The organism is Nocardia sp. bgisy134 (assembly GCF_057708325.1).
In genome coordinates this window covers 118,122-130,278 of record NZ_JBYIRW010000015.1, presented here as the reverse complement: position 1 = coordinate 130,278, position 12,157 = coordinate 118,122, and the positions used below count along the sequence as shown (strand labels likewise).

Genomic DNA, 12,157 nt, shown 5'->3' with positions numbered 1-12,157 from the left:
GCGATCTGCCCGGCATGTTCGACCAGGTCCGGTCCGCGCCGGTGCGATGATGCTGGAAGCCGACCGCTGTACCGCTGATCGCACCCTGCTGTCCGGTCTATTGGAAGGAAAGCCCTTGCCTCTCGACCTCTCGCCGGACGGCCACCGATCGCGTGGCGGGCGCGCCGCCGGGGAACCGGAGCGCGCGTGAACACGCCGCGCACCGCACTGGTCGTTGGCGCCGGGATCGCCGGGCTCAGCGCCGCCTATCACCTGGCGCGGCGCGGCGTCGACGTCACCGTCGTGGAAGCCGAGCACGTCGGCGCCGGTGCTTCACACGGCAACGCCGGTTGGGTCGACCCCGTCCAGACCGGACCGCTGCCCGAACCAGGACTGCTGCGGGATGGGTTGCGGCACATACGCTCTGCCGATTCGGCCACTCATGTCGCGTTGCGGGACTACCCGCGCCTCATGCCATGGCTGGTGTCTTTCGCGCGGCACTCCACCGCCCGCCGCTACCGTGACGGCACCCTGGCGTTGGCCGAGCTCGGCACCCGCTGTTTCCCGCTGCTGGATCAGCTCGCCGCCGACGGCGTCGAATTCACCCGCAGCGACGCCGGTTTGCTGGCCGTGGCGCGCGATATCCGCACCGTCGAGGCGTTCACCCACACCCTCGAACCGTTCCGCACCGCCGGATTCGCGATATCCCGGACCGTATTGGACGCCCACGCGCTGCGCGCGCTGGAACCCGCGCTGTCGGCGCAGGTGCGCTCCGGCGTGGAACTGCGCGATCACGTGCAGATCGACCCGGGCGCCTTCCTCACCGCGCTGGCCGCCTACCTGCGAACACAGGGAGTGCGCATCGAGGAAGACAGCCTCGTCGCCGGGTTGGCCGAGCCCGGCCCACGGGCCGGAGTCGAGATGCGCGACGGCCGCCGCTACGCCGATGTGGTGATCGTCGCGACCGGTGCGAGCACCGCGCTGATCGGCAAGCGATTCCCGCTGATCGGCGGGCGCGGCTACAGCTTCGATGTTCCCGTCGCCACCGCGGTGCGGCGGTCCATCCTGCTGCTCGACGCGCACATCGCGTGTTCGCCGATCGGTGGCCGCCTGCGCATCGCATCGGGCATGGACTTCGGCGCTTCGGCGCGGCTGAGCGCCGAGCGTCTGGCGCCGATCGCGCGCAACGCGGCGGTCATGCTCGACGGCATCGATTGGACCGATCGGCAGCGCCTTTGGAGCGGGCGGCGACCGTTGACACCCGACGGGCTGCCGATCATCGACCGCCTGCCCGGCCACCCCGACACCTACCTCCTCACGGGACTGTCCATGCTCGGCATGACCCTGGCCTCGCCCGCCGCCGAAGCGCTGACCGGCTACATCCTCGACGGCGCCTGTCCGCCGGTGCTCACACCGTTTCGCGCCGACCGGTTCCGCTGACGCAGGCATCCGGTACCCGAGGACTCATTTCTCGAAGTAGCGACGCGGATTGCGGACCAGGATCGCGTCGATGTCGTCGTCGGTGAGTCCCTTCGCCAGCAGCGCGGGGATGACGTCCTCGCTGATGTGGCGGTAGTTCCACTTGGGTGCCATCTGGGTCTTGGCCTCGTGCGGGAACCAGTCGATGAAGCAGGCCGCGTCGTGCGCGATGGCGATCTTGTCGCGGTAGCCGCGGCGCACCAGCGCCGCGATCGTGTTCACCCGGTCCTCGAAGGGGAGCAGGACATCGACGCCGAAGCGGTCCATGCCGAGCAACGAACCGGCGTCGGCCAATTCGGACAGGTACTCGAGATCGGTGGAGTCACCGGAGTGCCCGATCACCACGCGGCTCAGATCCACGCCCTCCTCGGCGAGCACCTGTTGCGCAACGAGACCGGATCGGGTGTGCGGGTTGGTATGCACGGTCACGGGAGCCCCGGTGCGCACCGCGGCCTGCCCTACCGCGCGCATCACCCGTTCCACGCCGGGAGTCAGACCGGGTTCTTCGATGGCGCACTTGAGGAATCCGGCGCGGACGCCGGTGTCCGCGATGCCTTCCGTCAGATCCCGGACGAACAGGTCGACCATCGGCTCCGGTTGGTCGAATGTCAAACCCGGTCCGCTGTAATGGAATTGGAAGGGTACGTCGTTGTACGTGTACACGCCCGTGGCGACGACGATCTGCAATCGCGTCCGGGCCGCGATCCGCTGGATGCGCGGAATGTAGCGGCCGAGCCCGAGCACCGTCGGGTCGAGGATGGTGTCGATGCCGAGCGAATGGAGCTCCTCCAACTGGCGGACGGCGTCGTCGATGCGCGCGTCCTCGTCCCAGTCGCCGTAGTTCTGCTGGAACTCCGTGCCGAGCACGAAGACGTGCTCGTGGACGAGCACGCGGCCGAGCTCGCTCGAGTCGATCGTTCCGGTCACGGTGGGTACTTGTGTCATCCGGCGACCTTGTCCGTCGCGGCGGTGAACACGGTGGGGTCGAGCGCGCGTTTGAGGATCTTGCCGGTGGCGCCCTTGGGCAGCTGGTCGACGAAGGCGAAGCGGTGCGGGACCTTGTAGGCGGACAGGCGTTCCTTCGCCCAGGCCCGCAGCTCTTGCGGATCGAGACGCGCCCCGGGCGCGGCGGCCACGACAGCACCCACCTCCTCGCCGTAGTGGTCGTCCGGAATGCCGATGACCGCCACTTCCACGATGTCCGGATGCTCGTAGAGCACCTCTTCGACTTCCCGCGGATAGACGTTGTATCCACCGCGAATGATGAGGTCCTTGGCGCGGTCGACGATATAGACGTAACCGTCGGCATCGACGCGTCCCAGGTCGCCGGTCTTCAGCCATCCTCCGGACAGTTCGGCGGCGGTGGCATCGGGGCGGTTCCAATACCCCTTCATGACGCTGGGTCCGCGGAGGAAGAGCTCGCCGACGGCGTCCGCGGGCAGGACGTCGCCCTCCGGATCGCGAACTTCGATCGAGGTCCCCGGCAACGCGACCCCCACCGATCCGACCCGCCGCTCACGATCCAGCGCGTTGTAGGTCGCGGCGCCACTGGATTCGGTGAGTCCGTAACCCTCCAGAATGGTGCAGCCGAACCGATCCGAGAAGGCGCGGATGACCTCGGCGGGAAGCGACGCCCCGCCGGAGGCGGCCAGTCGCAGGCTGGCGAAGTCGTCCGGGCCGTAGTCACCGGCGGTGTGCAGCATGGCGTTCCACATCGTCGGCACGCCGGAGACCACGGTGAGGCGGTGGTCTCTGATCATCTCGATCATCGCCTGCGGCTGGAACGGTGACACCATCGAGAACGAGCATCCCGCGTGCAGCGCCGTGATCAGGCACACCGCTTGGCCGTATACGTGGAACAGCGGCAATCCGGTGCCGAACCGTTCCTCCGGTGTGAGCTGCAGCTGGCCGATGAAGATCCGCGCGGTCTCGATCAGATTCGAGACGGTGAGCTCGACGCCTTTCGGCTTGCCCGTGGTGCCCGAGGTGTACAGCAGGATCGCGGTGTCGTCGGGGTTGCGCCGGACCGGTTCGGCGACCACCCGCGTCGGCTCGGTGTACGCGCCGGGTTCGAGCACGAGCAGCGGAATGTCGCGCTCGGCCGCCGCCTGCCGCGCTGCGGCCTGCGCCGCGTGCCAGGCGATGGCGAGGCGGGCGCCGGAATCGTCCAGCACATAGCCGATTTCGGGCGCGGTGGCCATGGTGTTCACCGGAATGGCGACGGCCCCCACGAGATGGGCCCCGAGGTAGGCGACGACGAACTCCGGGACGGTCGGCGCGACGAGCAGCACGCGGTCGCCCGCTGCCACACCGGAATCGGTGAGAAGGCCACCGAAGGCGGCGCTGCGATGTGCGAGGTCGAGATAGGTGATGCGCTCGTCCCCGATGCGCAGCGCGATGGCGTCGGGGCGCTCGGAGGCGTGCTGCCAGAAACGGTCGGCGACATTGGTCATGGCACATCCAGACAGGTTGAGACCGGACAGGGACAGGCGTGTGACGGGGGTCACGTACGGTCGCACGATATATGAATCCGGCGTCAACTTCAATCGTGTCGATTCGGCGAAGCGTGGGTTGTCGCGCCCGCCAAACTTCGGTGAAACCGCTATTGAACTTGACGCCAGATTCAATTAGAGTCCGCCCAGCGGATGTGTTGATCGTCACACCGAACCGTCCTCTCGGCTGATCCCGCCCCGCGGACCCGGTGACGATCGGCACATCGATCGCCGCCGGAACATCCTGGCCGACAGGAAGATCGGGAGAAGAATATGGCCGCCTTGCTGAGGGTGGAAGAACTGTCGCTGTCGTTGCCCGCGGTGGGCGGCCTGCTTCGCGACGTCGGGTTCGAAGTGGCCGTTGGCGAAGTCGTCGGGCTCGTGGGGGAGAGCGGCAGCGGGAAGACGCTGACGGGACTCGGCGTCCTCGGGCTACACCCGCCCGATGCCCGGGTGACGGGCCGCATCGACTTCTGCGGCGAGGATCTCCTGACGGCGACGCCCGACAGGTTGCGCGCCCTGCGCGGACGCGAAGTCAGCATGATCTTCCAGGAGCCGCGGTCGTCGCTCAATCCGGTCATGACGGTCGGACGTCAGATCGCGAATGTGCTTCGGGCGCACGAGAAGATGACATCGGCCCAGATCGGCGCACGGACCGCGGAGCTGCTCGAAAAGGTCGGCTTGGCCGACTCGGGGCGCCTGATTCGCTCCTATCCCCACGAACTGTCGGGTGGCATGTGCCAGCGGGTCATGATCGCGATGGCATTGGCGTGCAGACCGAAACTACTGATCGCCGATGAACCGACGACCGCACTCGACGTCACCATCCAGGCGCAGATCCTCGAGCTGCTCCGGGGGCTCACCGTGGACGAGGACTTGGCCGTGCTGCTGATCAGCCACGACATCGGCGTGATCACCGAGCTCTGCGATCGCGTCGTGACCATGTACTCGGGAGAAGTCGTCGATATCGCCGTCCGCGACGAGTTGCTGCGTCGTCCGGCCCACCCTTACGCACAGGCGTTGCTCCAGGCATCGAGTCGCGAGACCGCGCCGACGGTCGTGCGGCCGGCACACGAGTCCACGCGCGACGGGAACGGGTGCTTCTATCGAACCCGGTGCCAGTACGCCATCGATGCCTGCCGGACGACACATCCGGATCTGATCGGCGACGCTCGGTCGGCGACGCGCTGCCTGCGCGCCGGCGACCTCGAACTGGCCGGGTTGGCGGCCTGATGACCGAGATCCTGATGAACGTCCGCGATCTGGTCGTCGACTACGGCGGCGGCGCCGACCGGTTGCGCGCGGTCGACACCGTGAGCTTTTCTCTGTACCGCGGCGAAACGTTCGCCGTCATCGGCGAATCCGGCTCGGGAAAGACCTCCCTGGCCCACGCTCTCGCCGGACTCGTCACGCCGGCCGCGGGATCGATCGACCGCGTCCCGGGCGCGCACGACCGCACCGCGGGGACATCCCATGTGATCTTTCAAGATCCGCGGTCGGCGCTCGACCCCCGGATGGCGGTCTGGCAGTGTGTCGCCGAGCCGATGGCGCCGCGCCGGTTGCGGATACCGCGATCGGCGCGCCCGGCCGCGGTCGAGCTGCTGCGCCGGGTCGGCCTCGGCGACGAGCTGGCCGACCGCAAGCCCGCGCAGCTGTCCGGCGGTCAACGGCAGCGCGTGACCATCGCCCGGGCGGTGGCGTCGCGCGCGGAGTTGATCCTGTGCGACGAACCGGTCGCGTCGTTGGACGTGTCCCTGCAGTCCGAAGTGCTCGCGCTGCTGGCCGAACTGCGCGACGAGCACGGGCTGACCTACGTGTTCATCTCACACGACCTGGGTTCGGTGGCGCGCATCGCCGATCGAGTCGGCGTCATGTACATGGGCAAGCTGGTGGAGCTGGGACCGACCGCGTCCGTGCTCGAATCGCCACGGCATCCCTACACCCAGGCACTACTCGCGGCCGTGCCCCATCCGACTCGTGTGCGCAAGGACAGGCGCGGGCTGCTGCTGCGCGGCGAGATTCCCGATCGGCGTAACCCACCGTCGGGCTGCCGATTCCGTACGCGGTGCCAACTGGCCACCGATCGCTGCGCCGCGACCACCCCCGCACTGACCGACGACACCGAAAACCATTCGGCAGCATGCCATTTTCGCCAGCAAGCCATCGAGGCGTGGCAATCCGCGCTTGGTCCCGCCGCGGACCGGAAAGAAGAATCGCGATGAACCGGAAACTGATCGCCGCCGGGGCGGCGGCCGCACTCACTCTCGTGCTCGGCGCCTGCGGCGCCGACCCCTCCGCGTCCGCGCCGGACCCGAACGCGACCATCAAGGTCGCCACGCGGCAGACGCCCAGTTCGTTCGACCCCTGCCGGGGCAATTCGGGGTACGACCTGACCTATCTCAAGCTGCTGTACGCCCCGCTCATCGATACCGACCCGCAAACTCTCGCACCGCAACCGGGGATCGCCACCTCGTGGGAGTTCGCCGGAGCCGACAAACTCACCTTCACGATGAAACTCCGATCGGGCCTGACTTTCCACGACGGCACACCCGTGGACGCGGAAGCGGTGAAGGCCAGCATGCAGCATTGTCTCGGCACCGGTCTGGTGTCCGTTCCGTCGATCAAGAGCATCGACGTCCAGGGCGCGGACACCGTATCGATCAAGTTGAGCAGCCCGACTTCTGGGCTGCCCGGCTACCTCAGCACCCGTCTGGGTTTCGTCGTCTCGCCCGCCGCGCTGCGACAGTACGGTGACGAATTCGGTAACCATCCGGTCGGCGCCGGGCCCTACCAGCTCGCGCGCGCGGTGCCCAACAGCGAATACTCCTTCACGAGGTTCGCCGGATACCAGCCGGTGAGCGACCCCGCACCGCGAGCGGCGGGCATTGATATCGCGATCATCACCAGCGACACGGCACTGACGAACGCCTTGACCTCAGGGACAGCGGATTTCGCCTTCGGGATCGGCGAATCCGCGGCGCCCGCGCTCGAGCGCCTGCCGGGCATCACTGTGGAACGGCATCGGCAACTCGGCTTCACCGCGGTGGTGATCAACACCAAGAACCACCCGGTCGACAACCCGAAGGTACGGTTGGCGATGGAGTACGCGTTGGACCGCAAGGCCATCGCCACGGCCGCGCTGAACAGCGACGCGGGCACTCCCGCCTGGTCGGTCTACCCGCCGGGGGCGACCTTCCATGATTCCGCCAGCGACAACGCCTGGCCCTACGATCCGGACAAGGCGCGGCGGTTGCTCGCCGAGGCCGGCTACCCGAACGGCGTGCACGTGCGAGGCATCGCCGCCGCCGCGCCGCCGTTCTCCACCAACGCACTGCTGGTCGCGGAGCAGTGGAAAGCGGTCGGCATCGACGTCGAATTCACCAACGTTCCCGGTCCGCAGGCTATTTCGCAGTTCGTAGCGCACAACGGCGCGGACGTCTTCAGTGTCGGATGGCCTTCGCAGGCGTCGGCGCCGCTCAACTACAGCGCCCTGCTGGGTCCGACCTCCTACTACCGGCAGAACGCCGCGCCGAATCCGCAACTCGACCAGCTCATCGCACAGCTCAACAACACCTACACCGACGGCGAACAGCTCGAGGTCGTCAAGAAGATCAACCGGATCATCGTCGAACAAGCCGAATTCATCCCGCTCTACCACGGTCCCGCGGTGATCGCCTACACGCAGCGCGTGCAGGGAGTGGTTCCCTCGCTCAGCGGATCGCCCGAACTCGCGTACCTGGCCGTGTCATGAAGCGGATCCGTCCTCGTCGGCCGGTCGGGCCGATACTCGGGCGATCGGTGTCGATCCTGCTCACCGCGTTTCTGACGACGGTGATGACCTTCGGCCTGATCCATCTCGTGCCGGGCGGGCCCGCCGAGGCGCTGATCGGAGTGAGCAGCACCGATGTCGATCCCGCGGTCATCGAGCAGCGGCTCGGTCTCGACAAACCGCTGCCCGAGCAGTACCTCCGGTGGTTGAGCGGGGTGATCCGAGGCGACCTCGGGACCTCCCTGGTCAACAACGCGCCCGTCACCGATCAGGTGCTGCACCGCTTGCCGGTCAGCGCGGAACTCGTCGGGCTCGCGTTGGCGCTGTCGGCCGTGGTCGCGGTGCCGCTCGGTGTCTGGACCGCGTATCGGGCAGGCCGCCGGTCCGACGGGGTCGTTCGCGCGGCGTCCGGAATCGGGCTCGCGATACCGGAATTCTTCCTGGCCATCGTCTTGATCGACGTGTTCGCCGTCGGCCTCGGGTTGTTTCCCGCCTTGGGTTATGTACCTTTCGGCAAGGACCCGGTGGCGAATCTGCGCCACCTGGTCCTCCCCGCGGCGGCACTGGCGGCGGGCGCGAGCGCGATCGTGGTGCGTCAGGTGCGTGCCGCGATGATCGACGCGCTGTCCAGCGAATACGTGCGCGCCGCGCGGGCCATGGGACTGCGTGAGCGCACGATCGTGTGGCGTTACGCGCTACGTAACGTGTCGACGACCGTCGTGACGGTGTACGGGCTGCTCGCGATCGGCTTGCTCGGCGCCACCGTTGTGCTCGAGCAGATCTTCGTGCTGCCCGGCATGAGCGGCGCACTGGTCACCGCCATCGACACCCGCGACTATCCGATGCTGCAAGGCATCGTGCTGACCTACGTCGTGATCGTGCTCGGCATCAACGTGGTGGTCGACGCGGCCACCGGATTCCTCGATCCCCGGCTCCGAGCGGAGGCGAACGCATGAGCACCGTGACACTGGCCGGCGGAACTCGCTCGACCGGTGACGCCCGGCGGCGGTCCCGCACCGGGTTCTGGCTCGCCCTCGCGATTCTCGGCATCCTGATCGTGCTCGCGGTGCTGGCGCCGCTGGTGACGCCGTACAGCCCGACCGACCAAGATCTGACGAACAGGTTCGCAGGCCCGAGCGGTGCGCATCTGCTCGGGACGGACAGCTACGGCCGGGATGTGCTGAGCAGGTTGATCTGGGGCGGACGGTCCTCCTTCGTCGCGGTGGCCATCGCGGTCGGCGTCGGGCTCGCGGTCGGGCTGCCATGGGGGCTCGGCGCCGGATACGGTCCGGCCTGGTTGCGAATGTTGTTGCTGCGCGCGGCGGATGCATTCCTGGCGTTCCCGGCGCTGGTGCTGGCTGTGGCCATCACCGGTGTGCTGGGACCGGATCTGGTGACGGCCATGTGCTCGGTCGGCGTCGTGTTCGCTCCCGTCATCGCACGGCTTACCGCAGGGGGAGTGGCGCAGATCAGGCGTTCGGAGTACGTGCTCGGCGCGCAGCTGGCCGGCTGTCCGACGCACGTCACGCTGCTGCGGCACGTCCTGCCCAACGCGGCGGGACCGGTGATAGTGCAGGCCACGCTGTTCTCCGGACTCGCCTTCGCCATCGAAGCCGCGTTGTCGTTCATCGGCCTCGGCATCCAGCCGCCGACGCCGAGCTGGGGCGGCGATTTGAACAACGCCTACCAGCACATACTCGGCGCCCCGAATCAGGTGCTCGCACCGGGCGCGCTGATCGCGGTCGCGGTCATGGCCACGTATCGGATCGGCGACGAAGTTCGAGATCGCTTTTCCGAGCTCGGCTCGGCCCGTGCGGCCGAACAGTCCCGGCGAGAAGCCGAATAGCCCTGGTACGGGCGCACTTCGCGCGCAGGACGGAGGTGCGTCCGACGCTGCCGGGGCGGTGATACGGTGAACACGTCAACCGTCCCATCGACCGACAGTGAGTGGCCAGCGTTGGTGTCCGAGCCCGTTGTGAGCGAGGCCGAGCCTCGGAAAGGCGTCCCGCGCACCAAGCGCGGCGAACGGACGCGCACCGCGTTGATCACCGCGGCACGGGAGGTATTCGAGCGCGACGGGTACCTCGACGCCAAGATCTCCGAGATCTCGAAAGCCGCCGGGACGGCCTCGGGGTCGTTCTACACCTATTTCGACAGCAAGGAAGAGATCTTCGCGGCGGTCGTCGAGCAGGTGCAGGAAGAGATGCTGCACCCGCACGTTCGCGAGCGCACCGGCGTCACCGACCCGCGCGACCTCATCGAGGCGGCCAACCGGGAGTACCTGCGCTCCTACAAGCGCAACGCGCGCCTGATGGCCGTGTTCGAAGAGGTCTCCTTGATCAACGAGGACTTCCGCAGGCTGCGCATCGAACGAGGGAAGGCTTTCGCGGCACGCAACGCGAAGATGATCAGCGAGCTGCAGGAATCCGGCCGGGCCAGCGCGGACCTCGATCCCATGATCACCGCGCACGCTTTGTCGGTGATGGTCAGCCGGATGGCCTATACGGTCTTCGTCCAGGGTCATCGCATCCCGTTCGAGAAACTCGTCACCACCCTCACACAGCTGTGGGTGAACGCTCTGCAGCTCGAATCGGACTGATTCGCACTCTCCGAACCCTGTTTCCCTGGGATAGCCGGGCCGTGTGCCTGCTCTTTTCCCAATCGGCGGCCCCCCTTGTCCAAACTTGAAATTGACGTAGGATTCAAGTTTGTTGGATGCTCGGCCCGGCGTGGCCGACCGGGGGATCGCTCGCGCCAGGGGAATCTCGGAAGGAGATGTTCGTGAAGGTCGCTGGAAGAACCGCGATTGTCACTGGAGGCGGCGGCGGGATCGGCGGCGCGATCGCGCGGCTCTTGGTGCACGAGGGTGCGCGAGTGGTGGTCGCCGATCTGGACGCCGACGCGGCCGAGTCTCTCGTTCGGTCCATTCCGGAAGACGCCCCCGGCTCGGCGGTGGCTGTCGGGGCGGACGTGTCCGACGCGGCGCAGATCAGCGGGTTGATCGCGCGCGCGGAGGACGAGTTCGGTCCGGTCGACCTGTACTTCGCGAACGCGGGCGTCAGCGGACCGGTCGGTCTCGGCGACGACGCGGGCTGGGACACCGCGATCGATGTGAATGTCAACGCCCACGTGCGGGCCGCCCGGCTGCTGGTCCCCGGCTGGCTCGAACGGGGCGAGGGATACTTCGTCAGCACCGCCTCCGCGGCGGGATTGCTGACCCAGATCGGTTCGGCCTCGTACGCGGTCACCAAGCACGCGGCCGTCGGGTTCGCCGAGTGGTTGTCGGTCACCTACGGCGACAACGGAATTCGGGTGAGCTGCCTGTGCCCGATGGGCGTCGAGACGAAGCTGCTGCGCGCGGGAGCCGAGTCGGGAGACGTGCTCGGTGCGGCGGCGACCAGGGCGGTCACCACCGCCGGGGCGGTGTTGAGCCCGGAGGCGGTCGCGACGGTGGTACTGGACGCCGTCGACGAGGAGCGTTTCCTGATCTTGCCGCATCCCGAGGTGCTCCAGATGTACCGCGGCAAAGGGGCGGACTACGACAGGTGGCTGGGTGGCATGCGCCGCTACCAGGCCGCGCTGTTGCAGACGGCGGAGTGAATCGCGTCGTCGAACGGTGAACGTGGCCTGAACCTCGGTGCGAGCGGGGGTTCGGGCCGCGTGCGCGGGGAAACTTGATGATGAACTCATGTTCGATTAGCGTTCGACCTGGATGCAGGGCGAATCGAGAGGCGAGAGCGAGGGGTAGTGATGCCGAAAACGACGCGGGGTGACATCGCGGCGGAGGGCATCCCATCGCTTGCCGACACATCGGTCCTGCGCGAGCTGCCGATCACGGCGCGGGGTGCGCGAACGCGCGCGGCGCTGGTCGCCGCGGCTCGGACGGTATTCGAACGCGACGGCTATCTCGAGGCCAGGTTGTCCGATATCGCCGCGGAAGCGAAGTGCTCGACGGGCTCCTTCTACACCTATTTCGCGGGCAAGGAGGAGGTCCTGCAAGCGGTGCTCGACCTCGCCCAGGGCGAGATGCTGCACCCTGGCATGCCCCGGCTCGATCCGGACGAGGCGTCACCCGCGGCGGTCATCGAGGCGAGCAATCGGGCCTACTTCGAGACGTACAAACGCAACGCGAAGCTGATGGCCATCCTCGATCAGGTGGCCTCCATCGATCCGAAGTTCCGCGAGGCCCGTCGGCGGCGCAGTCGCGCCTTCTGGGAGCGCAACGCTCGCTCGATCGCGGAGCTGCAGGAGCGCGGGCTGGCCGATCCCGAGCTCGATCCGCACCAAGCGGCCCGAGCGCTGTCGGGCATGGTGGGGCGAATGGCGTACTACGCGTTCGTCCTCGGTGAAGAGGCAAGCATCGACGAGTTGGTGCGCACCGCCACGCGACTGTGGGTGAACGCGGTGCGTATCGGGCCTGCGGCGGCCTGAGCGCGGA

General features: G+C 67.7%; 11 protein-coding genes. 9 read left to right on the top strand and 2 right to left on the bottom strand.

Going from position 1 to position 12,157, the window contains the following annotated elements:
* The first annotated feature begins 186 nt into the window (after positions 1–186).
* Complete coding sequence (locus AC3ERS_RS25175; RefSeq protein WP_431970549.1) at positions 187–1,419, top strand: NAD(P)/FAD-dependent oxidoreductase; 1,233 nt, start codon at positions 187–189, stop codon at positions 1,417–1,419.
* A gap of 24 nt (positions 1,420–1,443) precedes the next feature.
* Here the strand turns inward: AC3ERS_RS25175 and AC3ERS_RS25170 are convergent, their stop codons facing one another.
* Together AC3ERS_RS25170 and AC3ERS_RS25165 are read right to left on the bottom strand one after the other, a co-directional pair.
* Positions 1,444–2,403 (bottom strand): phosphotriesterase family protein, encoded by a 960-nt coding sequence (locus AC3ERS_RS25170; RefSeq protein WP_431970548.1) that lies wholly within the window; start codon positions 2,401–2,403, stop codon positions 1,444–1,446.
* Positions 2,400–3,911, bottom strand: a complete 1,512-nt coding sequence (locus AC3ERS_RS25165; protein WP_431970547.1) for an AMP-binding protein — start codon at positions 3,909–3,911, stop codon at positions 2,400–2,402. Before AC3ERS_RS25165 ends, AC3ERS_RS25170 begins: the two co-directional genes overlap by 4 nt.
* A 312-nt stretch (positions 3,912–4,223) precedes the next feature.
* Here AC3ERS_RS25165 and AC3ERS_RS25160 point away from each other — a divergent pair, with 312 nt between their 5' ends.
* The 8 genes from AC3ERS_RS25160 (at position 4,224) to AC3ERS_RS25125 (ending at position 12,150) form a co-directional block, all read left to right on the top strand.
* Positions 4,224–5,183, top strand: coding sequence for an ABC transporter ATP-binding protein (locus AC3ERS_RS25160; protein WP_431970546.1), 960 nt, complete (start codon positions 4,224–4,226; stop codon positions 5,181–5,183).
* On the top strand, positions 5,183–6,172 hold the full coding sequence (locus AC3ERS_RS25155; protein WP_431970545.1) for an oligopeptide/dipeptide ABC transporter ATP-binding protein: 990 nt from the start codon (positions 5,183–5,185) through the stop codon (positions 6,170–6,172). Before AC3ERS_RS25160 ends, AC3ERS_RS25155 begins: the two co-directional genes overlap by 1 nt.
* Complete coding sequence (locus AC3ERS_RS25150) at positions 6,169–7,701, top strand: ABC transporter substrate-binding protein (protein ID WP_431970544.1); 1,533 nt, start codon at positions 6,169–6,171, stop codon at positions 7,699–7,701. Before AC3ERS_RS25155 ends, AC3ERS_RS25150 begins: the two co-directional genes overlap by 4 nt.
* 47 nt (positions 7,702–7,748) lie before the next feature.
* Entirely contained in the window at positions 7,749–8,675 is a 927-nt protein-coding gene (locus tag AC3ERS_RS25145) for an ABC transporter permease (RefSeq protein WP_431970543.1), read from the top strand.
* Complete coding sequence (locus AC3ERS_RS25140) at positions 8,672–9,565, top strand: ABC transporter permease (RefSeq protein ID WP_431970542.1); 894 nt, start codon at positions 8,672–8,674, stop codon at positions 9,563–9,565. The genes AC3ERS_RS25145 and AC3ERS_RS25140 overlap by 4 nt, the downstream gene beginning before the upstream one ends.
* 114 nt (positions 9,566–9,679) lie before the next feature.
* A complete protein-coding gene (locus AC3ERS_RS25135) occupies positions 9,680–10,318 on the top strand; it encodes a TetR/AcrR family transcriptional regulator (RefSeq protein ID WP_431970541.1) in 639 nt (212 codons plus the stop codon).
* 182 nt (positions 10,319–10,500) lie between these two features.
* Entirely contained in the window at positions 10,501–11,319 is an 819-nt protein-coding gene (locus AC3ERS_RS25130) for an SDR family oxidoreductase (protein WP_431970540.1), read from the top strand.
* A gap of 150 nt (positions 11,320–11,469) precedes the next feature.
* Positions 11,470–12,150: a TetR/AcrR family transcriptional regulator gene (locus AC3ERS_RS25125; RefSeq protein ID WP_431970539.1), complete on the top strand. Its 681-nt coding sequence runs from the start codon at positions 11,470–11,472 to the stop codon at positions 12,148–12,150.
* The last annotated feature ends 7 nt before the right edge of the window (positions 12,151–12,157 follow it).

Coding starts and splice junctions, on each gene's coding strand:
- AC3ERS_RS25155 (WP_431970545.1), top strand. CDS start 5,183: ATGACCGAGATCCTGATGAACGTCCGCGATCTGGTCGTCGACTACGGC.
- AC3ERS_RS25125 (WP_431970539.1), top strand. CDS start 11,470: ATGCCGAAAACGACGCGGGGTGACATCGCGGCGGAGGGCATCCCATCG.
- AC3ERS_RS25160 (WP_431970546.1), top strand. CDS start 4,224: ATGGCCGCCTTGCTGAGGGTGGAAGAACTGTCGCTGTCGTTGCCCGCG.
- AC3ERS_RS25140 (WP_431970542.1), top strand. CDS start 8,672: ATGAGCACCGTGACACTGGCCGGCGGAACTCGCTCGACCGGTGACGCC.
- AC3ERS_RS25170 (WP_431970548.1), bottom strand. CDS start 2,403: ATGACACAAGTACCCACCGTGACCGGAACGATCGACTCGAGCGAGCTC.
- AC3ERS_RS25165 (WP_431970547.1), bottom strand. CDS start 3,911: ATGACCAATGTCGCCGACCGTTTCTGGCAGCACGCCTCCGAGCGCCCC.
- AC3ERS_RS25150 (WP_431970544.1), top strand. CDS start 6,169: ATGAACCGGAAACTGATCGCCGCCGGGGCGGCGGCCGCACTCACTCTC.